Raw genomic sequence first — 25,209 nt, 5'->3', positions numbered from 1 at the left:
TGTCAATGAGCGTTCAAAACTGACCCGGTTTCAGCGTTTGAATTTGACCCACCCCTTGTGGCGCAAAGGCCCCAGGCGGGCCGCCCTCCTATAGCGAGTCCGTCTGGGGCCTTTGCTTGCGCGACGTTTATGTTTTTCTGCGTCGCTTGCTCTGTGCGAACCGGTATGACGTGTTGCCTGTCTCGATGATTGCGCAGTGATGAGTTACGCGATCCAGAAGCGCGGTTGTCATCTTGGCGTCACCGAAGACCGAGACCCATTCGCCGAACTCCAGGTTCGTCGTGATGATGACACTGGTCTTCTCATAGAGCTTGCTGATCAGATGGAACAGCAACGCGCCGCCGGACTTGGGGAACGGGATGTAACCCAGCTCGTCGATGATGACGCAGTCCAGGGCCGAGAGCTGCCGGATGATCTTCCCGGCATTGCCCTCGGCCTGTTCCTTGATTAGGGCGTTGATCAGGTCGACGGCGTTGAAGAAGCGCGCCTTCTTGCCGTTGCTGATCAGGGTGGTTCCAAGCGCGATGGCGATGTGGGTTTTGCCGGTGCCGGTTCCGCCCACCAGGATGAGATTGTGTGCCTCTTCTGTGAACTGGCCTGAGCAGAACGGCTCGATCTGGGGCTGGGTAACGGCGGCCGCGCTGTAATCGAAGGTGGCGAAGTCCTTGTGGTGGGGGAACTTCGCAATCCTCATTTGATACTGGATGGAGCGGGGCGCCGGGCTTGCGATCCAGCAGCGGCACGTAGTGCCAAGGTTCAAAATAGCTGACATTGCGGGTGAAGCGACGCTTGTGCTCGGCGATGACATCCTGGCCCGACACCAGCACGATCCGGCCTGCATAGGCGCGCAGCGACACATGTTGCCCCGCGAACCGGGACGGCACGCTGTAGCGATTGCTGGCATATTGAACCAGGCAGGTGGAGCGAACGCGAACGGTCTTTTCCACGTATCCGTCAAATGCTCGCCCCAGAGGGCGCAGTTCGGCGCGTTCGTCTTCGAACAGCTCTGCAATCGTGCGATCCGATTGCTCGGGATGGGGCCGGTTTGCCAGCTCTTCACAGCGCAGGCGCAGCCAATCGTTCAGCGCATCGAGATCACCAAAGGCAGGTTTGGGCACAAACAACCGGCCGCGCAAAAACTGGACCTGGTTCTCGACCTGTCCCTTCTCCCAGCCCGCAGCCGGGGTGCAGGCCACCGGCTCCATCACGTAATGGTTCATCAAGGCCAGGAACCGGGGATGGAATATCCGGTCCTTCGAGCGCGAGACGTAGGTCACCATGGTCTTGGGGTTGTCGATTATCACCCGGCGTGGAACCCCGCCATAGAAAGACAGCGCCTTCGCAAAGGCATCCAGCACCATCTCCTGGGCTTCGCCGGGATAGGCCACGACAAAGGGCTTGCGGCTGTGGCACAGGCGGAAATGGGCAACCTTCACCTTCTGCTCGATACCGCCCAGAACAACCCGTTCTTCGCTCCAGTCAAATTGCAGCGCATCGCCTGCCGCAAAATGCAGCGGGATAAAGGCCTCGCCCGAACCGGCACCGGCCCGCTTCAGATCGCGGACAAATCGCTGAACTGGCGAATAGGAACCGGTGTAGCCTTCCACCACGAGCTGCTCATAGAGCTTCTGGGCCGTCCGCCGCTCCCGGCGTGGTCGCTTCTGGTCCTGATCGAACAGCTCCTGAAGCCGAAGATCAAACCCATTGCACAGTTTGTGCCGAACCGGCGGGGCCTGGCGCTGGTAGCTCGGCGGGCTCTCATCCTTCAGATACTTCTTGATCGTGTTCCGCGATAATCCCGTCGCCCGCGCAACAGACCGGATGCTGCGTCCCTCAACCAATACCCATCGTCGGATCTTCGACACGCTTTCCATCAGTAACACCTGCTCTTTCCTCCGCACTTTTAGTGCGGATGTTAACGAAAACAGGTGGGTCAATTTTACTCGCTCATAACCCACCAAAGTGGGTCAATTTTGCACGCCGATTCACATGTAGCTCGGCGGGCTCTCATCCTTCAGATACTTCTTGATCGTGTTCCGCGATAATCCCGTCGCCCGCGCAACAGACCGGATGCTGCGTCCCTCAACCAATACCCATCGTCGGATCTTCGACACGCTTTCCATCAGTAACACCTGCTCTTTCCTCCGCACTTTTAGTGCGGATGTTAACGAAAACAGGTGGGTCAATTTTACTCGCTCATAACCCACCAAAGTGGGTCAATTTTGCACGCCGATTCACAGATGGGGGAGGGGCTGATCGAGATGGCCAAGCACGGCCAGCCGGTGATCATCACGCCCTTCACGCTGGCGGGGGCAATGTCGCCGGTGACGATTGCGGGCGCGCTGACCCAGCAGAACGCCGAGGCGCTGTCCGGCATCGTGCTGGCGCAATGCGTGCGGCCGGGCACACCGGTGATCTATGGCGGCTTTACCTCCAACGTGGACATGAAGACCGGCTCACCGGCCTTTGGCACCCCGGAATACACCCTGGCGGCGCAGGCCACCGGGCAGCTGGCGCGCCGTTATGGCATTCCGTTCCGCTCCAGCAATGTGACCGCCTCCAACGCGGTGGATGCGCAGGCGGCCTATGAAAGCCAGATGTCGCTGTGGGGCGCGATGAGCGGCCATGTGCATCTGCTGAACCAGGGCGCAGGCTGGCTGGGCGGCGGGCTGGTGGCCTCCTTCGAGAAGCTGATCATCGATGCCGAGATGCTGCAGATGATGGCGGCGGCGCAGCAGCCGTTCGAGGTGTCCGATGCCGCCATCGGGCTGGATGCGATCCGCGAAGTGGGCCCGTGCGGGCATTTCTTTGGCACCCAGCACACGCTGGATCGCTATGAAAGCGCCTTTTATACGCCGCTGGTGTCCGACTGGGACAATTACGAGAACTGGAGCGACCGCGGCAGCAAGGACAGCGCGCAGCGCGCCAACGGGATCTGGAAGCAGATGCTGGCCCAGTATGAGCAGCCGCCGATCGACGCGGCCATCGAGGACCAGCTGAAGGATTACATGGCCCGCCGCAAGCAGGAGATCCACGGCAGCGCGGCCTGACCTGCGAACACCTCTCCCAGCCTTGTGCGGCAGCGGAGCTGCATGAGGTCTTACTGCCCGGCTTCCCCATGGCCGGGCAGCTTTTTTATGGGCTGCTGCAGGCTGCTTGTGCCTGGCACCCCCTTGCCGCATTCCTTCCGGACTTGGCTCTCAGCCCCAGGCTGCGGCTGCGCCGCATTGCGGTGCAAATGGCGGCAGGTGCGCAGTCTGGTAACGAAAAAGAACCGGAGCAGGCCCGAGGGGCGCTGCTCCGGTTCGCGGGGCTGGATGCGGTGAGGATAGTGCCCCAGCCCGTTCCGGTACTGGCGGCGTGTCAGCTGCGCATCCGCAGGCCCTCGGGGTCGACCGGCGGGGCGGTCAGCAGGCGCGCCTTGCACCGTTTGCCCACGATGTCGATCTCATATTCGGCGTTTGCGTCGATGGCGTTGGGGTAGAGGTAGCCGAGTGCCAGGCTGGTGCCCGCGCAATAGCCGTAGCCGCCGGAGCTGGTGTAGCCCGCCAGCTTGCCATTGAGGAACACTGGCTCGCCGCCGTAGGCGTCGGCCTCGCCCGCATCGACAGCGAATTGCACGAAGCATTCCCGCGGCCCGGCCTCTTTGGCGGCCAGAGCGGCCTCACGGCCGATGAAGTCCCCCTTGCCGCAGCGGACAAAGCGCGCCAGCGCGGTTTCATGGGTGTAGTAGTCGGACGTGAGCTCCATGTTCCAGCCGGCAAAGCCCTTTTCCAGCCGCAGCGCCATCAGCGCGTGCCCGCCTGCGAGGGTCAGGCCGTGGGGTTCGCCCGCTGCCAGGATCTCCTCGAACAGCGTGCGCTGGTATTCCATCGGCATGTAGATCTCGTAACCGCATTCGCCGGTGTAGGAGACCCGGATGACAAAGGCGCCGGGGCAGGGGCCCAGCTCCATCTCGCGGCCCGACAGGAAGGGGAAGTCTGCGCTGCCGAAGCTGACGCCCGGGGCCACCGCGGCCATGATCGCCTTGGCGTTGGGGCCGGCCACATGCAGGCCTGCATAGCGGTTGGTGAGGTTCTCATAAGCGACCCCGGTTTCGGGCAGGGTCTCCAGGAACCAGCGCTCGTGGATTTTCTCCATCGACCCGGAGCCCAGCACCAGGCAGCTGTCTGCGCTGAGGCGGGTGACGGTGAAATCGCCGATTACCTTGCCCTGATGGCTGAGCAGCGGGCACAGCGCGGTTTTGCCTATGGCCGGGATCCTGTTGGCCATGATGCGGTCCAGATAGGCCACCGCACCGGCGCCGCTGAAGCGGTATTTGCCGTAGCTGGTCAGCTCGAACAGGCCGGCGGTTTCACGCACGGCGTGCGCCTCCCGGGCCACGGCTCCGAACCAGGCTGGGCGCTCGTAGGAATAGCTCTCCTGCCGTTCGGCGTCGTTTGCCGCGTACCAGTAGGCGTCTTCCCAGCCGCAGGTCTCGCCAAAGACCGCGCCTGCGGCTTTCAGCCGGTCGTAGATAGGCGAGGTCTTCATCGGGCGGGCTGCCGGGAAGGTCTGGTAGGGGTAGATCCGGCTGGAGCGGTTTTCATACCAGTATTTGGTCATCTGCTTGGCGTAGCGGCTGCCGGCGTAATCGCCGTAGCGCGCCACGTCCCAAAAGCTGACGTCCAGCGAGGGCTCGCCGTCGATGATCCATTCCGCCAACACCTTGCCGATGCCGCCGCCCTGGTTGAAGCCGGTCATCACGCCGTTGGCGCAGAAGTAGCCGGGCTTGCCGGGGTAGGGGCCGATCAGCGGGCCGAGGTCGGGGGAGAAGATCATCGGGCCGTTGATGACGCTCTTGATGCCGGCGTCGGCTAGGCTGGGGATCAGCTCGACCGCCTGCAGGAATTCCTCCTCCATGCGGCTGAGGTCGTCGGGCAATAGCTCGTGGCCGAAGTCCAGCGGGGTGCCGTCTTCGGCCCAGTGGATGCATTTGCTCTCATAGGCGCCGATCAGCAGGCCCTTGCCTTCGGGGCGCATGTAGAGGTTGGCATCGGCGTAGGAGAGCAGTGCGTGATCGCTGCCGATTTCGGCCATTTCAGGGATTTCTTCGGTCACCAGATAGTGGTGCTCCACCGGCATCAGCGGCAGCTTGATGCCCGCCAGTGCCGCCACCTCGCGGCCCCAGAGGCCCGCGGCATTGACCACGTAATCGGTGGTGATGGTGCCGTGTTCGGTCACCACGTCCCACTTGCCGTCGTGGCGCTGGTTGGTTTCCAGTACCGGGGTGTGGCGGTGGATGGTGGCGCCATAGTTGCGCGCAGCCTTGGCAAAGGCGTGGGTGACGCTGGCCGGATCGCAGTAGCCGGCGGTCTTTTCGTGCAGGATCGCGGTCAGGTCATCGGTGTTGAGGGTCGGGGCCAATTCCTTGGCCCGTTCCGGGGAGATGAACTCGGACTCGATGCCGTAGCGCTTGCCGAAGGCATGGGCGATGGCCAGCGTCTTGATCTCTTCGGCGTCCTTGGCGACCAGCAGCTCGCCGTTGTAGTGCAGGCCGCAGTCCTGGCCGCTTTCGCGCTCCAGCTCGGGGTAGAGATCAATGGTGTATTTCTGCAGCACCGCGGCATTGCCGGGGGCGGTCAGGGTGAACAGGTTGCCGGCCGCGTGCCAGGAGGAGCCTGCGGTCAGCTCCTGCCGTTCCAGCAGCACTACATCCTTCCAGCCCCGTTTGGCCAGGTGATAGAGAATGCTGCAGCCGACGACCCCGCCGCCGATAATGACCACTCTTGCTTTTGTTTCCATTAGGCTCGCCCTGCTTTCGCTGAGGTTTCATTCGAAAAATTGTCGAGCAGGGGTCAGGGGAACTCAAACGAATTAAATTGCGGGGTCCTCAAATTTGATTCCATGGCAAATTCTGCCGTTATAATTTTCTGGGTGACGATCAAAATTTATTTGGTTGAGATGAATCTATTGCTGCCGGATCGTTAAGTGACCACGATCCGACGGCCGGGCCGGAAACGGCACCAAGGCAGCTCGCAAAACCAAGCCGTTCCGGGTGCCGGGGCGGCAGCCGGGCCACTGGGGTGCTCAGTGCCGGCGCCGGAATGGCACTGCCGTTCAGTCGTGCGTGCTGAGGTTTTCTTCAGGGCGCGCGGAAGGAATTGCAGCGTTTTCCCCGGACAGTTATTGGCGCCAATGCCAGGGAGGAATGACAATTGCACGTCCAGAGTGAAGCTGGCAAGGGTTTGGCGCTCAGCGCGCCTGCGTCGCTTTATGTTGGTGTTTTGGTTGCGGCGCCGCTGGGGATACTGGTGGCGTACAGCTTCTGGACCCAGACCTATGTCGAGATTGACCGGACGCTGACCTGGGCCAATTACCTGGAAGCCGCAACCGATCCGCTGGTGCGGCACCTGATGCTGCGCTCGATCGCGATTGCCGGGGCGGTGACCATGGCAACGGTGGCGCTGGCCTATCCGATCGCCTGTTCAGCTGGAAACTGATCCTTGGCTTCAACGGAGTGATGAACTCGGCGCTGATCTCCTTGGGGTTGATCGGGGAGCCGCTGACCTTCCTGCTTTATAATGAATTCGCCGTAGTGCTGACCCTGGCCCACGCCTGGGCGCCCTTTGCGATCCTGCCGATCTATGTGTCGCTGCAGAAGATCGACCGTTCGCTCTTGGAGGCGGCCACCGATCTGGGCCTGAACAAGCTGGAGCGCTTCATCCGTGTCACCCTGCCGCTGACCGTGCCCGGCATCATCGCCGCCAGCCTGATCATATTCATCCCGACCGTGGGCGACTACGTCACCCCGTCGCTGGTCGGCGGCTCGCAGGGCAAGATGATTGCCAATCTGATCCAGGTGCAGTTCGGCCCGGCCAACAACTGGCCGCTGGGCGCAACACTGTCGCTGGCGGCAATGGCCTCTGTCGGCTTTGCCGCCATCCTGTTCGTTGTCCTGGCCACCGCTTTGGGGAGGAGGATCCGTTGAGCACTCCGGCAAGCGAACCCCTGAACAAGCCGCTGAGCGCTACTGTCAGCAAGCCGCGGCGCAAACCCTTCCGTTTCCCCTGGCTGCTGGCCTATGCGGTCGGCTACCTGATCTTCCTGTATCTGCCGGTGCTGCTGCTGCCGCTGTTCTCCTTCAACGACGGCACCATCGTGGCCTTTCCGATGAAGGGATTCACCCTGAAGTGGTACGCCCAGCTGGGCGAACAGGACACGCTCTTGCAGGCGATGGTGAACTCGCTGATTGTCGGCGCGGTGACCGCGCTGGTCGCCACCTCGCTGGGGCTGTTCGCCGCCCGCGCCTATGTCCGCTACCGGTTCAAGGGGCGCGAGCTGTCGGAGGGGCTGGTGATGCTGCCGCTGGTCATCCCCGGCATCATCGTGGCGTCCTCGATGCTGGTGCTGTTCATCTCGCTGGGGCTGAAGCCGTCGCTGACCACGGTGATCCTGGGCCATGTGTTTGTCGCGCTGCCCTTTGCGGTCTCGATCATGAAGTCCGCCTTTGACGACTTCGACCAGTCGCTGGAGGAAGCCGCCTTCGACCTCGGCGAAAGCGTGATCGGCACCTTCCGCCGGGTGACCCTGCCGATCGTGGCGCCGGGGATCGTGGCCAGCCTGCTGGTCACATTCACCGTTTCGTTCGACGAGTTCGTGCTGGCCTTCTTCCTGTCCGGCAACCAGCCCACGCTGCCGGTCTATATCTGGAGCCAGATCCGCTTCCCGGCCAAGCTGCCGAACACCTTGGCGCTTGGCTCGCTGCTGCTGCTCGCCTCGGTGCTGCTGTTGCTGACTGCCGAATATTTCCGCCGCCGCTCCGCCAAGTCCGCCTGATGAAGGATACGCAGATGACCACTCAGAACATCATCGAAATCTCCGGGGTGGAGAAACGGTTCGGCACCTTCACCGCAGTGCGCGACCTGAACCTGACGCTGAAGGAGGGCGAGTTCTTTTCCCTCCTCGGCCCCTCCGGCTGCGGCAAGACCACCGCGCTCCGGATGATTGCCGGTTTCCAGGATCACGACGCCGGCAGCATCCGCATCGGCGGCCAGGACATGGCCCATATCCCGGCCAACAAGCGCCCGACCAATATGGTGTTCCAGTCCTATGCGATCTTCCCGCATCTGAACGTCGGCGACAACGTCGCCTTTGGCCTGCGCAAGCTGAAACTGGGCAAGGCCGAGACTGAAGAACGCGTCGCCGAGGCGCTGGAAATGGTGGAGCTGGGCGGGCTGCAATCGCGCAAGGCAACGGAACTGTCCGGCGGCCAGCGCCAGCGCGTCGCTTTGGCCCGGGCGCTGGTGATGCGGCCCAAGGTCTTGTTGCTGGATGAGCCGCTGTCAGCGCTCGACAAGAACCTGCGCGAGGCGATGCAGTTCGAAATGCGCCGCCTGCAGCAGAAGCTCGGGATCACCTTTGTTATGGTCACCCACGACCAGTATGAGGCGATGACCATGTCCGACCGCATCGGCGTGATGTTCAAGGGCCAGCTCAAGCAGGTCGACAAGCCCGAGGTGCTCTATGCCCGCCCCTGCAGCCAGGAGGTCGCCGCCTTCATCGGCGGCATGAACTTCCTGGATGCGGCTGTCACTGGAGAGGCGGACGGCAAACTGCACGCTGAGGTGCAGGGCTTCGGGCTGCTGTCCATCGATGTGAACCCGAATGTGGCGCGGCGCGGGCCCCAGCTGCTGGCAGGCATCCGTCCCGAACAGCTGGAAATCTCGGCGCAGAAGCCCGGCGGCTACGACGGCTATCTGCAGGGCACCGTCAGCAATGCCGCCTTTTACGGCGAGAATGTGCATTACCACGTCACCGCCGAGGGGCTGCCGAAGCCCATCGCGGTATCGGTGCCGAACTACTTCCACACGGTGGATCACAAGCAGGGCGATCCGGTCTGGCTGGGGGTGCAGAACGCCTCTGTCATCGACCTCGGCGCCCGCGAGGCATGAGAATAAAGGGAGGAAGAAAAATGAAACATTTCAGAACGGTACTGGCCGCGGCCACGGCGTTGACCGCCTCGGCGGGCATCGCATCCGCCGACGCCGCCAGCCTGTCGGTCTTTGACTGGTCCGGCTACGAGGATCAGGGGTTCTACGGCGATTACGTCGAAAAATACGGCGGCCCCCCCAGCTACACCTATTTCGGCAGCGTCGAGGAGGCTTTCACCAAGCTGCAATCGGGTTTTGCCGCAGACCTCGCCCACCCCTGCACCGACGGGCTGCGCAAATGGGTGGCGGCGGGGCTGTTGAAGCCGATCGACACCTCGAAAATCAGCAACTGGGACAGCCTGCTGCCGCAGATCAAGGATGTGGACGGCGTCACCATCGACGGCCAGACCTATATGGTGCCGTTTGAGTGGGGCAATACCGGGCTGATCTACCGGACCGACCAGATCGACGAGAGCGCGGTCTCGCTGCAGCTGCTGGGTGACCCCGCCTATCAGGGCAAGATCGCCATTCCGGACGCGGCCTCCTCGGCCTATGCGATGGCGGCGCTGGCGACCGGCGCCTCCAGCTATACCGACATGTCGGACGAGGAATTCCAGAAAGCCTCCGATTTCCTGCGCCGGATCCACCCGAACGTGCGGTTCTACTGGTCCGATGCGGGCCAGCTGGACCAGGCCATCGCCAGCGGAGAGGTGCTGATGGGCTGGGGCTGGAACCAGTCGGAGCTGAACCTGATCTGGAACGAGACGCCGGCCAGGATGATGCGCGACGTGGACAAGGGCATCGCCACCTGGGTCTGCGGCTATGTGCATCTGAACTCTTCGACCCAGAGCGACGAGCAGGTCTATGACATGCTGAACGCGCTGAGTTCCGAGCCAAGCGGCAAATACATCATCGAGAACTGGGGCTATGCCCATGCCAATGCCGAGGCCTTCAAATCCGCCGATCAGAGCCTGATCGAGACCTACGGCTTTGCCGATGTCGACACGTTCTTCGAGGGCAGCCTGTTCTTCGACGCGGTCAACCCGGAGCTGGAAGGCCGGATGCTCAAGGAATTCGAGCGCATCAAGGCAGGCTTCTGATCCCCGAAAGCGGCGGGCCAGAACGCCCGCCGCCCGCTGGCACCTGAGCAAAGATGCCCATATCACAATCCACGGATTGTAAAGCACTTAATGCGGGCTGTATGCCTTGGGCTTATCTTTCAATCTTAACTTGTTACGATTGAAGGAAGTTGCTCCGCTCAACGCCTGCCGGTCATCCGTGCGAGGTTTGCGTTGGGGCCTTGCGACGGTAAGTTCCCATCGTGTCACTCGTACTTCGATCAGTCAGAAGGTTTGAGACAATCACCGCTCGTTCTTTCCAATGGATTATACCGAACACGTGAAATCAAAGGGTCTAGACCTATAATGATGCTGCTGCACGGCTGGCTTGGTCGTAGTGCCCTGACAGCGCCCGCAGGCTGCGGGCCAGCTCGCGCAGGTCCTTGCCCGGCAGGTCGGCGGCAGAGAGACCGTCCAGCAGGCACTGGCGGCGGACGTCGCGGTAGGCCGAGCACAGCTCCGCGCCCTCGGCGGAGGTGCGGTAGAACACTTCCTTGCCGCGCTTTTCCGAGGCCAGCAGCCCAGCCTTGAGCAGTTTGCGCAGGCCGTAGTTCACCGTGTGGCTGTCCTCGATGTTGAGCAGGAAGCAGATGTCGGACAGGCGCTTGTCCTTGCCGCGGTGGTTGACGTTGTGCAGGATCAGGATTTCCAGCGGGTTCAGATCCGGCTGGCCGGCCGCCGCCATGCAGCGGGTCATCCAGCGGGAAAAGGCGTTGGAGGCGATGATCAGGCCGAATTCCAGCTCCGACAGCTCCCAGCCTTCGCCCTCTGCCAGGTGGCGGGAGGAGACGATTCGGCGGGAATCCGGTTTCTTTTCGGCCATCGTTTACCCCTTCTTTGTTGATAAAACCCCGGCGTTTTATCTGCATGTGGTCATAAAAGGGTAAAGTATCAAGGAGATCAAGCAGGCTGTCCGGCCGGTGGCAGCTGCCGGGCGGGGCAGGGGAGGAGGCTGCACCTTGTCAAAACGTTGACAAATTATCAGCGTTATGGATACATTATTGCAATGTTTCGCATTGGGAGGAAAACATGCAATTTTCGCGAATGCTGGGCGGCGCGGCCGTTCTGATCGCCGGGCTGTCGGTGCCGGCCCTTGCTGCAACCTGGGACTTGCCGACGCCCTATCCGGACGCCACGTTCCACACCAAGAACATTGTCGAGTTTGCCGGTGACGTTGCCGAGGCGACCGAGGGCGGGCTGGAGATCAAGGTCCATTCGGCCGGATCGCTGTTCAAGCACCCGGAAATCAGCAAGGCGGTGCGCAGCGGCCAGGTGCCTGCGGGCGAGTTCTTCCTGTCGCTCTTGGCCAATGACAACCCGGCGTTCGGCGCCGACTCGCTGCCGTTCCTGGCGACCAGCTATGAAGAGGCCGAGCGGCTGTGGGCGGCGCAGAAGGACGTGATCGACGGGCTGCTGGATGAGCAGGGGCTGATGGCGCTTTATGCGGTGCCGTGGCCGCCGCAGGGGCTGTACACCACCAAGGAAATCAACAGTGTCGAGGATTTGGCGGGTCTGAAGTTCCGCACCTACAACGCGACGCTGGAGCAGTTCGCCAATCTGGCGGGCGCGGCGCCGACGCAGGTTGAAGTGCCGGACATTCCGCAGGCCTTCAGCACCGGCCGGGTTGAGGCGATGATTACCTCGCCCTCCACCGGCGTGAACTCCAAGGCGTGGGACTTCCTGACCCATTACACCGACATTCAGGCCTGGATCCCGAAAAACATCGTGGTGGTGAACAAGCGCGCCTTCCGCCGTCTGGACGAGGCGACCCAGACCGCCATTCTGGAAGCCGCGGCTGAGGCCGAGGCGCGCGGCTGGGAGATGAGCCGGGCCGAGACCAGCAGCCAGATCGAGGTGCTGAAGGAAAACGGCATCACCGTGTCCGAGCCGTCGGAGGAGCTGATGGAGGGCCTGCGCGCGATTGGCGCCGAGATGCTGGAAAACTGGAAAGGCGAGGCCGGGGAGGCCGGTGCCACCCTGCTGAACGCCTACCAGCAGTAACATGACCTTGACCGGACGCCGCGSGCGGCGTCCGGTCTCCTGGGGAGGAGGAGCAGCCATGCGGGTTGTGCTTGATTTCATCTACCGTGCGGCCGGCGGGCTGGCAGCACTGTTCATCGTGGCCATTGTGGCGCTGGTTTTTGCGCAGGTGTGCCTGAACCTCGCTGACAAGATCGCGGTGGCGCTGACCGGAACCGGCGTTGGCCTGACGATCCCGTCCTATGCGGATTTCACCGGCTTTTTCCTGGCGGCTTCGACCTTTCTGGCGCTGGCCTATGCGCTGCGCGCAGGCGGCCATATCCGGGTGACGCTGGTGACCAACCGGCTGCCTGCTGCCGCGCACCGCGCAACGGAACTGGGAGTGATCCTGCTGGCGCTGGCGATGAGCGGCTATGCGACCTGGTACATGGGGCTGCTCTTGCTGGAATCGCTGGAGTTCGGCGACCGCAGCGCGGGCATGGTGTCGGTGCCGCTGTGGCTGCCGCAGGCGCCGGTGGCGCTTGGCCTTGCGATCCTCACCCTGGCGCTGGCGGACGAGCTGGTCTGCATGCTGCGCGGCGCGCTGCCCTCCTGGGAGGGCAAGGGCGAAAATCTTCTGAGCGAATAGGGGATCATCATGTCGGTTGCCGCGCTTTCCATCATTCTCCTGTTCCTTCTGTTCCTGTTCCTGGGCGCCGGCCTTTGGGTGGCCTTTGCCCTGCTCGGCGTGGGTATCGCCGCCATGGCGCTGTTCACCGAGGCGCCGCTGGGGCTGGTGATGGCCACCACCATGTGGGGCCACAGCAACTCCTGGGCCTTGGCGGCGCTGCCGCTGTTCATCTGGATGGGCGAGATCCTGTTCCGCTCGCGCCTGTCGGAGGACATGTTCACCGGCCTGTCGCCCTGGATGAACCGGCTGCCGGGGCAGCTGCTGCATGTGAACGTCTTTGCCTGCGGGATCTTTGCCGCGGTGTCGGGGTCGTCTGCGGCCACCGCCGCCACCATCGGCAAGCTGTCGATCCCGGAGCTGGCGCGGCGCGGCTATCCTGAGAAGCTGGTGATCGGCACGCTGGCCGGGTCCGCCACGCTGGGGCTGCTGATCCCGCCGTCTATCATCTTGATCGTCTATGGCGTGGCGACCGAGCAATCCATCGCCCGGCTGTTTGTCGCTGGCGTGCTGCCGGGCGTGCTGCTGGTCGGCCTGTTCGTGGGCTATGTGGTGGTCTGGGCGCTGCTGAACCGCAGCCAGCTGCCAACCGAGGACATTGCCGCCACCTTCCGCGAGAAGCTGAAGCGCGCCCGCAGGCTGCTGCCGGTGGTGCTGCTGATCGGCGGGGTGATCGGCTCGATCTATGCGGGCATTGCCTCGCCCACCGATGCCGCCGCCGTCGGCGTGGTGCTGGCGCTGCTGTTGTCGTGGCAGTCCGGCTCGCTCACCCGGCAGAGCTTTACCGAGGGGCTGATGGGGGCGACGATCACCTCCTGCATGATCGCCTTTATCCTGGCGGGGGCATCGTTCCTGACCGTGGCAATGGGCTTTACCGGCATTCCGCGCATCCTGGCGGAGTGGATCGGCTCCTTGAACCTGTCGACCTTCACCCTGCTGGCGGCGCTGACCATCTTCTTTGTGATCATGGGCTGCTTCCTCGACGGGATCTCGGTGGTGGTGCTGACCGCCTCGGTGATCATGCCGATGGTGCTGGAGGCAGGGATTGATCCCTTGTGGTTCGGTATCTTCCTGGTGATCGTGGTGGAGATGTCGCAGATCACCCCGCCGGTCGGCTTCAACCTGTTTGTGCTGCAGTCGCTGACCGGGCGGGACATTCTGACCGTGGCCAAGGCGGCGCTGCCGTTCTTTTTCCTGATGATTGTGGCGCTGGTGCTGATCGTGCTGTTCCCCTCCATCGTCACCTACCTGCCGGAGCAGATGTGATGGCTGAGGAGCGTGTAGCAGCACCCGTTCCCGAGATCCGCACGGTGGGGGTGGACGGGATGCTGGTAAGCTTTGGCAGCCGCCTGAGCGAGCCGGCCAACCGCGCCGCCCTGGCGTTCCGCGCAGCACTGGCGGCGGAAAGCTGGGACGGGGTCGAGGAAGTCTCGACCTCGCTGGTGTCGGCCTATGTGCGGTTTGATTTGCGGCATCTGGACCATGCGGCGCTGCGGGCGCGGCTGGGGGCGCTGCTGGCGCAGCGCGACTGGTACGCGGCGGAGCTGCCCGGCCAGCGCCGTCTGTGGCGGATCCCGGCAGTGTTCGGCACCGAGCTGGCGCCGCAGCTGCCGCAGGCGGCAGAGGCTGCAGGGATGACAGAGGCGGAGGCGGTGGCCTCGCTGTCGGCGGCGCGGGTGCGGGTGCAGACCATCGGCTTTGCCCCCGGCCAGCCTTATCTGGGCGAGCTGCCCGAGGCGTGGGACATTCCCCGCCAGACCCAGCTGACCACGCGCATTCCCGAAGGTGCGCTGGCGGTGGCGATCCGGCAGCTGGTGCTGTTCTCGGTGGCGACGCCCACCGGCTGGATGCACGCGGGCCAGACCGCGGTGCGGTTGTTCCGCCCGGATGCGGAGGAGCCGTTCCTGCTGCGCCCCGGCGATGAGGTGCAATTCACCCCGGTAACGCCGGAAGAGCTGCAAGGCTTGCGGCGCGATCCGCTGGGCGGTGCCAAGGCGGAGGAGCTGTCATGACCGGCACGTTGACTGTTCTGCGCGTCGGACCAGGGGTGACGGTTCAGGACGGCGGCCGCCCGGGCTGGCTGGAATACGGGGTGTCGCGCGGCGGCGCTGCCGACCGGCTGGCGCTGGCCGAGGGCGCTGCGCTCTTGGGGCAGGGCGCGGATCTGGCGGCGATCGAGATGGCCGGCATGGGCGGCGAGTTTCAGGCGGACAGCGATCTGCGCATCGCGCTGACCGGCGCGCCGATGCGGGCGAGCATCGACGGTGCCGCCGTGGCCTGGAACGCCAGCCACCTGCTGCCCGCGGGGGCACGGCTGGCCATCGGGGCGGCGCAGCGCGGCAGCTATGGCTATCTGCATGCCGGCGGCGGAATTCAGACGCCACAGCATCTGGGTGCGCGCTCGGCGCATCTGGCAGCGGGCATAGGCGCGCCGCTGGCGGAAGGCGACGCGCTGGAAACCGGCCCTGACAACGGCCGCACCACCGGACTGGGCTTTGCGCCGGACAACCGCTTCGAGGGCGGCACCGTTCGGGTTGTGGCGAGCCTGCAGACGGCGCTGTTCCCAAAGGCTGAACTCAAGCGGTTCGAGCAGACCACCTTCCGCCGCGGCGCCCGTGGCAACCGGATGGGCGTTCCGATGGAGAGCGATGGCGAGGGATTCCGCCCCGACGGCGCACGCACGGTGGTGTCGGAGGTGATCGTTCCCGGCGACATCCAGGTGACCGGCGACGGCACGCCCTATGTGCTGCTGGCGGAGAGCCAGACCACCGGCGGCTACCCGCGGATCGGCACGGTGCTGCCGTGCGACCTGCCCTTGCTGGCGCAGGCGGCGGCGGGGGCGGAGCTGCACTTCCGTTTCATTCCGCTGGAGGAGGCGGTAGAGCTGGAGCGGGCCGAGGCGGAGTGGCACGAGGGGCTGCGCAGCCAGTGCTTTCCTTTGATCCGGGACCCGCGCAGCATGACGAACCTGCTGTCCTATCAGCTGATCAGCGGCGTGATTGCCGGTGAAGAAGATGTCTTGTGAGGAGATGACATGACCCGAACTGTCGATCTGAATGCCGATATGGGCGAAAGCTTTGGCGCCTGGTCCCTGGGCGATGATGCCGGGCTGCTGGATATCGTGACCTCGGCCAATATCGCCTGCGGTTATCATGCGGGCGATCCGGATGTGATGGCGGCGACGATGAAACACGCGGTGGCCAAGGGCACCGGCATCGGCGCGCATCCCGGTTTTCCTGACCTGCAGGGCTTCGGCCGCCGCCGGATGTCGGTGCCGCATGAGACGCTGGGCAACATGGTGCGCTACCAGCTGGGCGCGGCGCAGGCGATGGCGCGCGCGGCGGGCGGCGCGGTGCGGCATCTGAAGCTGCACGGGGCGCTGGCCAACATGGCCTCGGAAGATCTGGCGATGGCGCGGGCCTGTTATCAGGCGGCCCTGTCGGTGGATCCGGAGATCATCGTGATGGTGCTGGCGGGCACCGCGCAGCAGCAGGCGGCGCAGGAGCTGGGCTGCAAGACGGCGTGTGAGATCTTTGCCGACCGCGCCTACAACGACGATGCGACGCTGGTGGACCGCAGCCTGCCCGGCGCGGTGATCCACGATCCGGCAGAGGCCGGGCGGCGGATGGTGGAGATGGTGCGCGAAGGCGCGATCATTACGGCTAGCGGCAAGCGCATCCCGGCGCGGATCGACACCATCTGCCTGCATGGCGACACCCCGGCTACCCTTGTGATTGCAACGGCCGTGCGCAATGCGCTGGTGGGCAGTGGCGTAAGCCTTATCAAAACCAATGGCACGAAACGTTGAGTTTCCTGTGGTGTTCGGTTTCTGCTACCTGCCTGGATTTCACTCTATGACCGCTTTTTTGCACGCCGTGCTATGACCTGCACTGTCCAATCACCGAGCGGCCACTTTTCACGGTTCCCGAGACGTTAACTACGGGTGCCTGCGTGGACGATGCGCAGGACTGCTTGTGAGGTCAATGTGCAACTGATGCAAGGGCCTCCATTTGCCTTCAGTGTTGCTGGACAGGCCTTCTCAAAGTTTCTGCAAAAATTGGATGCCCCATCGCTGATCTTGTTATTAATTAGGGATACTATTGATCCGCAATGCACTGAAAGTCAGAGAGCCCTCGCGAACAGTCATTATCTTCCTGAATTGCAGCACGATATGGGAACTGCAAGTTTGATGGCGGCGCCCACGTTAACCATTGAATGCTCCTTAGGATCTGGAAGCATTTGGCTTTGAAGCTATTTGATAACGAGAGCGGCAAGCGCGATTGCCGACAGGGCAGCTTTTAGGTGTCGGTTGTCTCGTGTTGCCCCCCGCCATCAGGCTTTCAGCTTGCCGAACATTATCTCAATCGCCGCCAGGCAGTTGATTGCGCTGCAATCCATGAGAGGGATCATCATGGTCTTTTCCCCGCCGCGATCAGCAGCCAGACCGGGCATCATCCGGCTAAAGATGCCATCATCGCTCCACTGCTTCCAGCGGTTGTGCAAGGTCATGTGCAGGCCGTGTTCTTTGGGCGTATCACGCCAGCGCAAGCCATTGCGATTGATGAATATAGGTCCTCCCAGAACGCGGCGGCCATTAACACGCGGCTTACCGCGGGGCTTCGGCAAATAAGGCTCAAGACGGGCCATCTGCGCGTCCGTCAGCCAGAAAATATCAGGCATAACACCGCTCTGTCTTCAGGCGGCAAATCACGACGCTAGAATGAGATCAATGGGTCCTGATCCTAAGAACTAGGGCGGTTCCGGTTGGTGAGACCCGCCGTTTCACCCTTTTGAACAACCACTTTCGATAGAGTAGACTCAAGGCTTTGCGCCTTAAACGAAGCTGTTTTTTGCACCAAGCACAAACTTCCGAGAAGGGCCATCTTCTGTAATCCTCTGCGGACTGCATGCACGTCTGCATCAAGCAGGAGCCGACGTATAGCCAGGGAACGTGGCACCCAGTTTGCAAAGGTCTCTGAAATCTTGAAATTTAAGTCTATCGAAGCGAGGGTGCCGTCTGGTCTCTTTCATCAAGCGTGATTTAACCATATCGCGATGTTGGAAGCCGATTGTCAGGTGTCCTCGAAACCGAGGTATTGTTTTTAACGGCTGCTTGGGCGGCATTCTCGCCTTTATTGACGCGTGGCCTGCCAGGGGCAGCAGAGCTGGCGCTTCAGATTGCGAGCAGCTTCCTGTACATCTCGAACAGGAAGACCTCTGCCTCGGCAAATCGGTCTGCCGCCTTGGCCGGGGCGATTTCCTCGATCTGGACATCGAAGTCGGCATAGTGCTGGGTGGTGGCCCAGATCGAGAACAAGAGATGATGCGGGTCGACGGTGGCGATTTTGCCGTCCTGCATCCACTCCTCCAGCATCATGATCTTGGCGTTATAGAGGTCCTTCAGCGGGCCAAAGATTTCGCTGCGGTTCTGCGGCTGGCCGCTCAGCAGCTCATTGGCGAAGAACTTGCTTTCCTGGGGAAAGTTCCGAGACACTTCCAGCTTGCGCCGGATGTATTCGCAGATTTCGTCGATCGGTTCGCCGCGCGGGCTGAGCAGGCTGAGGGGCGCCATCCACAGCTGCAGCGTGCGGCCCAGCAGCTCCTGCCGGATCGCGTCCTTGCTTTCGAAGTAATACAGCAGGTTGGGCGTGGTCAGCCCGGCGGTCTTGGCGATCATGTTGATCGAGGCGCCGGAAGAGCCGTGCCGGGCAAAAACCTCCAGCGCGGCAGCCATGATCTGTTCCGTTTTCTGACGCTGGATCTTGGTCTTCGGTTTCTCTGATGCCATGCGCGCCATGCGAAATCCGCCATTTCAAATCAATCTGAATCGGCGCTGTCTTGTCACAACTCGTAAGCGAAGGCCAGCGGGCGGGGCGTGCAGATGGGGCCACGGGCGGTAAAAGCGGCGGGCAGGGGAGGCTGCCCGCCGAAAGGCTGTGCCGTCAGGGGAGATGGTTACGACGCAGCCAGCATCGGCGAGGACACGGTGCTGTCCTCGCGGAAGGCCGGGATGATGTGGTCGCCGTAATCGGCGATGATCTTCTCCTCGTCGCCGCTGTCCAGGTAGATGTTGAACTGGGTGGTGCCGGCGGTCTCCAGCTCGTGGATCTTGGCGATATGCTCATCCGGAGTGCCGAGAACGCAGAAGCTCTTGACGATGTCTTCGGTGATGAAGTCGAGGTAGGGGTTATCGCTCTGGCCGTGCTTGGAATAGTCATAGCCTTTGCGGTTCTTGATGTAGTCGGTCAGGCTGGTGGGGACGTGATCTCCGCCGGTGCCGTATTTCTCGACGATGTCGGCCACATGGTTGCCGACCATCGCCGGGAACCATTTGGTCTTTTCGATGCCTTCCTCGATCGGACCGGTATGGGCGGGCGCGGCGGCCATGACGCGGTAGTTCGACATGTCGCGGCCTTCCGCTTCGCCGCCGGCCTTGGCCTGATCTGCCAGCCATTTGACGATCTTGGGTTCTGCGATCTGCAGCACCACGCCGTCGCCGACCTTGCCCGCCGAGGCCAGCGCCTTGGGGCCGTATGCGCCGATCCAGACCGGCAGCTCATAGCCGTTGGCCCAGGGGAATTTCACCGGCTCGGGGCATTCACCGTACTGCACTTCCTCGCCGCGGATCAGCGATTTCACCACATGGGTGAATTCTTCCATGCGCTTGATGGTCGAGGGCTTCTTGCCCATCACGCGCACGGCGCTGTCGCCGCGGCCGAGGCCGATGTCGAAGCGGCCGCCTGACTGTTTCGCCAGCGAGCCGAACAGCGAGGCCGCAACCGACCACTCGCGCGAGTTCGGGTTGGTCACCAGCGGGCCAAAGCGCATCTTCTTGGTGTGCTCCATGCACATCGCCATGGCGACGAAGCTTTCGCGCCACAGGATGTGGCTGTCGTAGAACCAGCAGTAGGTGAAGCCTGCGTTTTCCGCCTGGCGGACCAGTGCGCGGGCGCGGTCGGGCTCAACGAAGCCTTTGAAGCAAATACCGAATTCCATTTGTGTTTTCTCCCTGTTGGAATTTTAGTGTTCGGGCGGGCAGATGCGGATACCAGCGTGGGTAAAGGGCACTGCCTTGGAAATGTTCTGGCGGATCAGGATCGGGGTGATCGCCTCGATGCAGCGGGCGGCCTCGGCGTCGCCAGCGTTGTAGGCCTCGACGTCCAGCGCGCGGACCAGTTCGATCACCTTCTTGCGGGCAGGCAGGCTGTTGCCGCAGATCAGAATGTCGCAGTTGATCGGCCAGTCGAGATTGTTCAGCGTGGTGGCCGAGACATTGTGCAGCGCGCCGATCACCGGGATGTCATCGCCCAAGAGCGCCTGCGCAGCCTCGGTGGCGGAGCCTTCGGGCGGCATGTCCACCTTCTTGGGGTCGCCCTCTTTCAGCGGTACCACGATGTCGACCAGGATCTTGCCCGCCAGATGCGGCTTCAGCGCCGTGAGCGTGGCGTTGTGGGCCGAGAACGGCACCGCGAGGATGACCATTTCGTCTGCCGCTGCGGTGGCGGCTTCGTTGTCGAGGCCGGTGATTTCGGCGGAACCTGCGGGCAGTTTCGCCATCAGCTCGGCGGCGATGCCTGCGCTGCGTTCGCCGTCGCGTGAGCCGAGCGCCACATTGATGCCTGCGCGGGCAAAGCGCAGCGCCAGCCCCTGTCCCTGCGGCCCGGTGCCGCCAATGATTGCGATCCTCATCGGAACATATCCTCCTGTTTTTTTCTGAGTATGTCGGCGCCGCGGCTGTCGGCGGGCTGCCAGTCGAGCCCGCGCAGAAGCACCGCCGGAGTTTTTCCGTTCTTGCGCACCACCAGTCCCGAGGCGGCGGCGATTTCATCAGCCAGTGCCGGTTCGGTCACTTGCAGCGGGCGGCCCCAGGCGTCGGTGTTGCCTTGTTCGCGGATGGTGGCGGGGACTTTGGACAGGCCGATCGCCACATTGACCTGGCCCAGCCGCCAGGGGCGGCCGAAGGTGTCGGTCATCACCACGCCGATTTCGGCGTCAAAGCGGTGCGACAGGTTCCGCTGCAGCCGGGCGCAGCTGGCGTCGGGGTCGGGCGGCAGCACCATGGCGGCGTCTTCTTCGCCGAAGTTCGATTCATCCACTGCCGCATTGGCTGAAATGAAGCCGAGCCGGTGCTCGCAGATCATCGTGCCCTCGTTCTGGTCGGGGCGGCGGAAGGCGCGCACCACGCGGGTGCTTTCGCGCAGCACGATCTCGACCTTGCGGGGGTCCTTGTTCAGCTCTTCGGCGTATTTCAGCGCCTCGTCCGACGGTGTGACCGAAGCAAGCGGGATGATGCAGTCCTCGGCTTTGGAGAAGACCTTTTGCGCCACGGCAAGGATGTCGCCGTCCTGAAGCCCGAGGCCCGAGGTCTCCAGGCAATCGCCCAGGATCGCGGCCAGATCGTCGCCGTTACGCACATCCGGCACGCCGGGCACGGCGGTGAGGATGACGGAGAGGCTCATCGCGCGCCCTCCCGCATCAGCATCTGCGGCTGCTGCGCCAGCAGGTGGCCGAGGTCCTCGACCGTGTCCACATCGGCGCGCAGGCTGTCGAGCGGCAGCATCACCGGGCAGAGCCCCGCGGCCTCGGCGGCCTGGCGGTGGGCGACGGCGGATTTCACCCCGTAGCGGAAACGGAACGGGCAGGGCAGCGGCACCAGCAGCGCGTTGGTGCCAAGGTCCGAAGCCGGGCAGAGCACCGCCTGCCCGCCGCTGAGGTCATGGCTCAGAAGGCGGGCGAGGTCAGCCGGTTTCGGCTCGGCCAGATCACCCGGCAGGATGCACATTGCCGCGTAGCCGCGGGCGGTGGCCCAATTCGCGGCGGTCTCCAGCGCGGCGGAGAGGCCATCGGCGCCGGTCTCTGCCGGGGTCTCGCCGATCAGGTGCAGTCCCAACCCGCGCGCCAGCCGGGCAATCAGCGGGCTGGAGGTCACCACGGCGATCTCCACCTCGCCCTCCGGCAGCAGCTCAAGCGCGCCGCGCAGGTGGGTGACGGTTGCGTTGAACAGCGCCAGCGCCAGCGTCGCGCGCGTGTCCGCATCGAGCGCGGTGCCCAGCCGGGTCTTGGCGCGCGAAGGGTCCTTCATCGGGATCACCACCAGCCGCTTGGCCGTGCCTGCCTGGGCGCTCATGCGCTTGCCTCCGCCAGTGCCGGCGCAAAGGCGAGATCGACGATCTCCCGCGCCAGCCGCGCCTTGTCTTCGCCGGATTTCATCAGGATTTCGCTGCAAACCGGTGCCAGCCCCTCGGCCCGGATCTCATCCGCAAGCCCGGCATCGGCGTGGTCGATCACCAGCGTCTCTGCCAGCCCGCGGTAGCGTTCGGCCACCCCGGCCGCGTCCGAGCGCAGCCCAAGTGCCGCCATCATGCGGTCGGCAGGCCCCTTGACCACCTTGCCCGCGATGAAGGGGCTGACCGCGATCTTGGGCGCGCCAGACGCCTTCAGCGCCGCGGCGATGCCCGGCACGCCCAGCACCGGCGCGATGCTGACCAGCGGATTCGACGGCGCGATCACGATCAGATCCGCCTGCCGCAGCGCGGCCAGCGCCTCGGGCGCGGGGCGGGCCTCTTCCAGCCCGTCAAAGACCAGCTCGCGCACTTCCGGCGCGCAGCGTTCGCGCACGAAATATTCCTGGAAGCTCAGCCAGCCCGCATCGGTGCGCACCCTTGTCTGCACCCGGTCGTCCGTCGGCAGCAGGATCTCCGCCTTGATCCCGAAAGAGCGCGCCACGTCGCGGGCGATCACGCTCGGCCGGTCGCCCTTGAGGCGGCGCATGGTGCGGTAGATATGCAGGCCGAAGTCCCGGTCGCCCAGCGACATCCAGGTGTCCGCGTCCAGCTTGTTCAGCGTCTCCAGCGCCCGGTGGCCCTCGTCCGCCACGCCCCAGCCCTGGTTGCGGTCGATCACGTCGGCGAGGCTGTAGGTCAGCGTGTCGATGTCCGGGGAGACCCAGAGGCCGTGGAACTCATCGTCATCCGCCACGTTGCCGATGATCGACAGCTCCACGTCCGGCAGCGCAGCCAGGCCCTCGGCCATCTTGGCGCCGCCGACGCCGCCCGCCAGCAGGGTGACCCTGTGCTTCTGCGCGCTCATTCCGCCGCCTCCAGCGTGGTGCCGCGTTCCGGGAACATCTGCAGGAATTCCAGCGGGTTGCGGCCCTGACGGTCGACCAGCGGCGCCAGCTCCTCGGGGTCGTGATCGTCGTAGACGTCGCGGATCTCGTAGATCGTGTTGCGCCGTGCCGGCACGCGGCCCGCGGCGCGGATGATCTCGGCCAGCTCGCGCGCGGTGATCTCCTGCCCGTGGGCCGATCCGGCCGCGCGGGAGATGCTTTCGTTCATCAGCGTGCCGCCCAGGTCATTGACTCCGCGCGACAGCATCTGCTGCGCCCGGGCGGCGCCCAGCTTGGTCCAGCTCACCTGGATATTGTCGATCCAGCCGTGCAGCATGATGCGCGCCACCGCATGCATCAGGTCCACCTCCAGCGCGGTCGGGCCGGGGCGCACCTTGTCCGGGTTCTGCGACCACAAGGGCGATTCCGTGTGCACGAAGGAGAGCGGCACCAGCTCGGTGAATCCACCAGTGTCTTTCTGGATGTCGCGCAGGAGCCGGATATGTGCGGCCCAATGCTCGGGCGCGTCGATGTGGCCGTACATGATGGTGGCGGTCGTCGGGATGCCGACCTCATGCGCGGCGCGGATGATCTCCACCCATTTCTCGGCGCTCAGCTTGTTCTTGGTGAGCTGCATCCGCACTTCGGTATCCAGGATCTCCGCCGCGGTGCCGGGCATCGAGCCGAGGCCCGCCTCCTTCAGATCGGCGAGGAAGTCGTGGTAGGACATCTTGGTCTTCGACGCGCCATACCAGATCTCAAACGGAGAGAAGGCGTGGATATGCATGTCCGGCAGCGCCGCCTTGATGGCGCGGACGATGTCCCGGTAATAGGTGCCTTCCATCTTGGGGTGCAGCCCGCCCTGAATGCAGACCTCGGTGGCGCCGCGGTCCCAGGCCTGCTGCGCGCGCTCGACGATCTGTTCGGGCTCCAGCCACTCGGCGTCCTTGTCCTCGCTGCGCTTGGCAAAGCCGCAGAAACGGCAGCCCATGTAGCAGATGTTGGTGAAGTTGATGTTGCGGTTCACCACGAAGGTCACCCGGTCGCCATTGGCACGGCGGCGCAGCTCGTCGGCCACCGCATAGACCGCCTCGGCGTCCGTGCCGGTGGCGCGGAACAGCTCGACGCCCTCGGCTTCGGACACCTCGCCGCCTTCCAGAGCCATCTCCAGAATGGCGCGGACCGGAGCGGAGGCGGCGCTGACGGCAGCCGGGACTGCGGCAAACTTCTCTGCGGGAGGCTGGATGGTCATGCTGTTTCTCCCATGTGCTGCTGGTCGCGTGCCAGTCCGTTGGCCTGCGCCATGCCGGAGGCGCGGGCCAGAATTTCCGGGTCGATGAAGCCGCTGCCGGCGGCCAGGTAGCTGGGGTAGACCGTCAGCCGCTCGCGCAGTTGAAACCCGGCCTGGCTGCAGGAGGCGGCAAGGCGGCGGATTTCCGGCCATTCATGCTGCGGGTTGATGAAGTCGATGGTGACCGGCGAGATGCCGCCCCAGTCGTTGATGCCTGCGTCCAGATAGGCCAGATGGCGGGCGCTGAGGTTCGGCGGCGCCTGCAGGCTGATGTCCGGCGACAGGATGATGCGGGCGGCTGCGATGGTGCGCAGCATGTCGTCCAGCGGAGGTTCCGGGTGGTTTGCCATGGCGATATCCGGTTTGCGCTGGAAGTTCTGGATGATCACTTCCTGGATGTGGCCGTGGCGGGCGTGGGCGCCGTTGATCGCGTGCAGCGCCTCGATCCGCTCTTCAAAAGTCTCGCCGATGCCGATCAGCAGGCCGGTGGTGAAGGGCACTTTCTTCTCGCCCGCCCGTTCCAGCGTGCGCAGACGCTGCACCGGCACCTTGTCGGGGCAGGCATAATGCGGCTGGCCCTTGCGGGTCAGTCGGCGGCTGACGGTTTCCAGCATCATCCCCATCGAGGCAGAGACCGGCCGCAAGAGGTCAATCTCTTCGCTGGTCAGCGTGCCGGCATTGACGTGCGGCAGCAGAGAGGTTTCCCGCAGCACCAGCGCGCACATCTCGGCCAGATAGGCGGTCAGGCTGGCATAGCCGAGCCGCTCCAGTCCCTTGCGCGCCTTCTCGTAGCGCAGTTCCGGTTTCTCGCCGAGGCTGAACAGCAGTTCCTTGCAGCCTTCCCGCTCGCCGCGGCGGGCGGTGGCCAGAACCTGCTCCGGCGTCATGATGTTCGCCTCGGGGGAGTCGGGATGCTTGACGAAGGTGCAGTAGCCGCAGGTGTCGCGGCACATGTTGGTCAGCGGCACAAAGGCCTTGCGGGAATAGGTGACGGTGCGCCCCCAATGGGCATCGCGGATCTGGCGGGCGTGGGCCATCAAGGCATGCAGGTCCCCGGTCACCGCCCAGGATTCACTCGGTTTGGTCAGTTGAATGTTCATGGGCTCCTCCTGCATCTAGGTTTGTGGGAGCTT

Annotated in this window: 22 protein-coding genes and 3 pseudogenes; 11 read left to right on the top strand and 14 right to left on the bottom strand. The window is 63.8% G+C overall.

All coding sequences use genetic code 11. The annotated features are described in order from the left end of the window. Window positions 1-127: 127 nt before the first annotated feature. The 3 genes and pseudogenes from istB to GKC28_RS26800 all read right to left on the bottom strand — a co-directional run bounded on the left by istB (window position 128) and on the right by GKC28_RS26800 (window position 2,123). Complete coding sequence (istB, locus tag GKC28_RS03215; protein WP_302480780.1) at window positions 128-694, bottom strand: IS21-like element helper ATPase IstB; 567 nt, start codon at window positions 692-694, stop codon at window positions 128-130. A 334-nt stretch (window positions 695-1,028) separates the two neighbouring features. Then, a pseudogene (gene istA, locus GKC28_RS26805) lies at window positions 1,029-1,874 on the bottom strand (IS21 family transposase); the annotation flags it as partial. Window positions 1,875-1,985: 111 nt separating this feature from the next. After that, complete coding sequence (locus GKC28_RS26800) at window positions 1,986-2,123, bottom strand: helix-turn-helix domain-containing protein (RefSeq protein WP_368041083.1); 138 nt, start codon at window positions 2,121-2,123, stop codon at window positions 1,986-1,988. Between the two features lie 99 nt (window positions 2,124-2,222). Between GKC28_RS26800 and GKC28_RS03205 the strand changes: the two genes are divergently transcribed. Continuing rightward, a complete protein-coding gene (locus tag GKC28_RS03205) occupies window positions 2,223-3,050 on the top strand; it encodes a trimethylamine methyltransferase family protein (protein ID WP_217433956.1) in 828 nt (275 codons plus the stop codon). A 313-nt stretch (window positions 3,051-3,363) separates the two neighbouring features. Here GKC28_RS03205 and GKC28_RS03200 read toward each other — a convergent pair whose 3' ends face one another. Beyond that, window positions 3,364-5,784: an FAD-dependent oxidoreductase gene (locus GKC28_RS03200; RefSeq protein WP_174145078.1), complete on the bottom strand. Its 2,421-nt coding sequence runs from the start codon at window positions 5,782-5,784 to the stop codon at window positions 3,364-3,366. Between the two features lie 413 nt (window positions 5,785-6,197). Here GKC28_RS03200 and GKC28_RS03195 point away from each other — a divergent pair. The 4 genes and pseudogenes from GKC28_RS03195 (at window position 6,198) to GKC28_RS03180 (ending at window position 10,012) form a co-directional block, all read left to right on the top strand. Next, window positions 6,198-6,970: pseudogene (locus GKC28_RS03195) on the top strand (ABC transporter permease). Between the two features lie 32 nt (window positions 6,971-7,002). Beyond that, a complete protein-coding gene (locus GKC28_RS03190; RefSeq protein ID WP_174145096.1) occupies window positions 7,003-7,818 on the top strand; it encodes an ABC transporter permease in 816 nt (271 codons plus the stop codon). A gap of 14 nt (window positions 7,819-7,832) precedes the next feature. After that, window positions 7,833-8,933 carry an ABC transporter ATP-binding protein gene (locus GKC28_RS03185; RefSeq protein WP_174145077.1) on the top strand — a complete coding sequence of 367 codons (1,101 nt, stop codon included), beginning with the start codon at window positions 7,833-7,835 and terminating at the stop codon, window positions 8,931-8,933. Between the two features lie 20 nt (window positions 8,934-8,953). Next, window positions 8,954-10,012: a PotD/PotF family extracellular solute-binding protein gene (locus GKC28_RS03180; protein ID WP_174145076.1), complete on the top strand. Its 1,059-nt coding sequence runs from the start codon at window positions 8,954-8,956 to the stop codon at window positions 10,010-10,012. Between the two features lie 319 nt (window positions 10,013-10,331). Here the strand turns inward: GKC28_RS03180 and GKC28_RS03175 are convergent, their stop codons facing one another. After that, window positions 10,332-10,853, bottom strand: coding sequence for a winged helix DNA-binding protein (locus GKC28_RS03175; RefSeq protein ID WP_027234624.1), 522 nt, complete (start codon window positions 10,851-10,853; stop codon window positions 10,332-10,334). A 206-nt stretch (window positions 10,854-11,059) separates the two neighbouring features. Here GKC28_RS03175 and GKC28_RS03170 point away from each other — a divergent pair, with 206 nt between their 5' ends. The 6 genes from GKC28_RS03170 to pxpA are packed head-to-tail and all read left to right on the top strand — an operon-like array spanning window position 11,060 to window position 16,485. Further along, a complete protein-coding gene (locus GKC28_RS03170; RefSeq protein WP_174145075.1) occupies window positions 11,060-12,031 on the top strand; it encodes a TRAP transporter substrate-binding protein in 972 nt (323 codons plus the stop codon). Between the two features lie 58 nt (window positions 12,032-12,089). Next, window positions 12,090-12,638 (top strand): TRAP transporter small permease, encoded by a 549-nt coding sequence (locus GKC28_RS03165; protein WP_174145074.1) that lies wholly within the window; start codon window positions 12,090-12,092, stop codon window positions 12,636-12,638. 9 nt (window positions 12,639-12,647) lie between these two features. Next, on the top strand, window positions 12,648-13,943 hold the full coding sequence (locus GKC28_RS03160) for a TRAP transporter large permease (RefSeq protein WP_174145073.1): 1,296 nt from the start codon (window positions 12,648-12,650) through the stop codon (window positions 13,941-13,943). Next, on the top strand, window positions 13,943-14,689 hold the full coding sequence (locus tag GKC28_RS03155) for an allophanate hydrolase subunit 1 (protein WP_174145072.1): 747 nt from the start codon (window positions 13,943-13,945) through the stop codon (window positions 14,687-14,689). The genes GKC28_RS03160 and GKC28_RS03155 overlap by 1 nt, the downstream gene beginning before the upstream one ends. After that, on the top strand, window positions 14,686-15,702 hold the full coding sequence (locus GKC28_RS03150) for a biotin-dependent carboxyltransferase family protein (RefSeq protein WP_174145071.1): 1,017 nt from the start codon (window positions 14,686-14,688) through the stop codon (window positions 15,700-15,702). The genes GKC28_RS03155 and GKC28_RS03150 overlap by 4 nt, the downstream gene beginning before the upstream one ends. A 9-nt stretch (window positions 15,703-15,711) precedes the next feature. Beyond that, window positions 15,712-16,485: a LamB/YcsF family protein gene (gene pxpA, locus GKC28_RS03145; protein ID WP_174145070.1), complete on the top strand. Its 774-nt coding sequence runs from the start codon at window positions 15,712-15,714 to the stop codon at window positions 16,483-16,485. Between the two features lie 596 nt (window positions 16,486-17,081). Here the strand turns inward: pxpA and GKC28_RS26315 are convergent. From GKC28_RS26315 to cofG, 9 genes and pseudogenes are all read right to left on the bottom strand, one after another. Further along, a pseudogene (locus GKC28_RS26315) lies at window positions 17,082-17,357 on the bottom strand (transposase); the annotation flags it as partial. A 493-nt stretch (window positions 17,358-17,850) separates the two neighbouring features. Next, window positions 17,851-18,474, bottom strand: coding sequence for a TetR family transcriptional regulator C-terminal domain-containing protein (locus GKC28_RS03135; protein ID WP_174145069.1), 624 nt, complete (start codon window positions 18,472-18,474; stop codon window positions 17,851-17,853). A 158-nt stretch (window positions 18,475-18,632) separates the two neighbouring features. Next, a complete protein-coding gene (locus GKC28_RS03130; RefSeq protein WP_174145068.1) occupies window positions 18,633-19,673 on the bottom strand; it encodes a TIGR03842 family LLM class F420-dependent oxidoreductase in 1,041 nt (346 codons plus the stop codon). A gap of 24 nt (window positions 19,674-19,697) precedes the next feature. Further along, on the bottom strand, window positions 19,698-20,366 hold the full coding sequence (gene npdG / locus GKC28_RS03125; RefSeq protein ID WP_174145067.1) for an NADPH-dependent F420 reductase: 669 nt from the start codon (window positions 20,364-20,366) through the stop codon (window positions 19,698-19,700). After that, window positions 20,363-21,136 carry a coenzyme F420-0:L-glutamate ligase gene (gene cofE, locus GKC28_RS03120; RefSeq protein WP_174145066.1) on the bottom strand — a complete coding sequence of 258 codons (774 nt, stop codon included), beginning with the start codon at window positions 21,134-21,136 and terminating at the stop codon, window positions 20,363-20,365. The genes npdG and cofE overlap by 4 nt, the downstream gene beginning before the upstream one ends. Beyond that, window positions 21,133-21,804 (bottom strand): 2-phospho-L-lactate guanylyltransferase, encoded by a 672-nt coding sequence (cofC, locus tag GKC28_RS03115; RefSeq protein WP_174145065.1) that lies wholly within the window; start codon window positions 21,802-21,804, stop codon window positions 21,133-21,135. The genes cofE and cofC overlap by 4 nt, the downstream gene beginning before the upstream one ends. After that, window positions 21,801-22,766 (bottom strand): 2-phospho-L-lactate transferase, encoded by a 966-nt coding sequence (gene cofD / locus GKC28_RS03110; RefSeq protein WP_174145064.1) that lies wholly within the window; start codon window positions 22,764-22,766, stop codon window positions 21,801-21,803. The genes cofC and cofD overlap by 4 nt, the downstream gene beginning before the upstream one ends. Continuing rightward, window positions 22,763-24,037 (bottom strand): 5-amino-6-(D-ribitylamino)uracil--L-tyrosine 4-hydroxyphenyl transferase CofH, encoded by a 1,275-nt coding sequence (gene cofH, locus GKC28_RS03105; RefSeq protein WP_174145063.1) that lies wholly within the window; start codon window positions 24,035-24,037, stop codon window positions 22,763-22,765. The genes cofD and cofH overlap by 4 nt, the downstream gene beginning before the upstream one ends. Then, window positions 24,034-25,176 (bottom strand): 7,8-didemethyl-8-hydroxy-5-deazariboflavin synthase CofG, encoded by a 1,143-nt coding sequence (cofG, locus tag GKC28_RS03100; RefSeq protein WP_174145062.1) that lies wholly within the window; start codon window positions 25,174-25,176, stop codon window positions 24,034-24,036. The genes cofH and cofG overlap by 4 nt, the downstream gene beginning before the upstream one ends. Between the last annotated feature and the right edge of the window lie 33 nt (window positions 25,177-25,209).

Source organism: Leisingera sp. ANG59 (assembly GCF_013317235.1).
In the GTDB taxonomy this organism is placed as follows: domain Bacteria; phylum Pseudomonadota; class Alphaproteobacteria; order Rhodobacterales; family Rhodobacteraceae; genus Leisingera.
The sequence above is the reverse complement of the archived record's forward strand: the minus strand, read 5'-3'. Positions and strand labels throughout refer to the sequence as shown.

Coding starts and splice junctions, on each gene's coding strand:
- GKC28_RS03175 (WP_027234624.1), bottom strand. CDS start 10,853: ATGGCCGAAAAGAAACCGGATTCCCGCCGAATCGTCTCCTCCCGCCAC.
- GKC28_RS03135 (WP_174145069.1), bottom strand. CDS start 18,474: ATGGCGCGCATGGCATCAGAGAAACCGAAGACCAAGATCCAGCGTCAG.
- GKC28_RS03200 (WP_174145078.1), bottom strand. CDS start 5,784: ATGGAAACAAAAGCAAGAGTGGTCATTATCGGCGGCGGGGTCGTCGGC.
- GKC28_RS03150 (WP_174145071.1), top strand. CDS start 14,686: ATGACCGGCACGTTGACTGTTCTGCGCGTCGGACCAGGGGTGACGGTT.
- cofG (WP_174145062.1), bottom strand. CDS start 25,176: ATGAACATTCAACTGACCAAACCGAGTGAATCCTGGGCGGTGACCGGG.
- GKC28_RS03160 (WP_174145073.1), top strand. CDS start 12,648: ATGTCGGTTGCCGCGCTTTCCATCATTCTCCTGTTCCTTCTGTTCCTG.
- cofE (WP_174145066.1), bottom strand. CDS start 21,136: ATGAGCCTCTCCGTCATCCTCACCGCCGTGCCCGGCGTGCCGGATGTG.
- pxpA (WP_174145070.1), top strand. CDS start 15,712: ATGACCCGAACTGTCGATCTGAATGCCGATATGGGCGAAAGCTTTGGC.
- GKC28_RS03165 (WP_174145074.1), top strand. CDS start 12,090: ATGCGGGTTGTGCTTGATTTCATCTACCGTGCGGCCGGCGGGCTGGCA.
- GKC28_RS03155 (WP_174145072.1), top strand. CDS start 13,943: ATGGCTGAGGAGCGTGTAGCAGCACCCGTTCCCGAGATCCGCACGGTG.
- cofH (WP_174145063.1), bottom strand. CDS start 24,037: ATGACCATCCAGCCTCCCGCAGAGAAGTTTGCCGCAGTCCCGGCTGCC.
- GKC28_RS03170 (WP_174145075.1), top strand. CDS start 11,060: ATGCAATTTTCGCGAATGCTGGGCGGCGCGGCCGTTCTGATCGCCGGG.
- istB (WP_302480780.1), bottom strand. CDS start 694: ATGAGGATTGCGAAGTTCCCCCACCACAAGGACTTCGCCACCTTCGAT.
- GKC28_RS26800 (WP_368041083.1), bottom strand. CDS start 2,123: ATGGAAAGCGTGTCGAAGATCCGACGATGGGTATTGGTTGAGGGACGC.
- GKC28_RS03130 (WP_174145068.1), bottom strand. CDS start 19,673: ATGGAATTCGGTATTTGCTTCAAAGGCTTCGTTGAGCCCGACCGCGCC.
- cofD (WP_174145064.1), bottom strand. CDS start 22,766: ATGAGCGCGCAGAAGCACAGGGTCACCCTGCTGGCGGGCGGCGTCGGC.
- GKC28_RS03185 (WP_174145077.1), top strand. CDS start 7,833: ATGACCACTCAGAACATCATCGAAATCTCCGGGGTGGAGAAACGGTTC.
- GKC28_RS03180 (WP_174145076.1), top strand. CDS start 8,954: ATGAAACATTTCAGAACGGTACTGGCCGCGGCCACGGCGTTGACCGCC.
- npdG (WP_174145067.1), bottom strand. CDS start 20,366: ATGAGGATCGCAATCATTGGCGGCACCGGGCCGCAGGGACAGGGGCTG.
- cofC (WP_174145065.1), bottom strand. CDS start 21,804: ATGAGCGCCCAGGCAGGCACGGCCAAGCGGCTGGTGGTGATCCCGATG.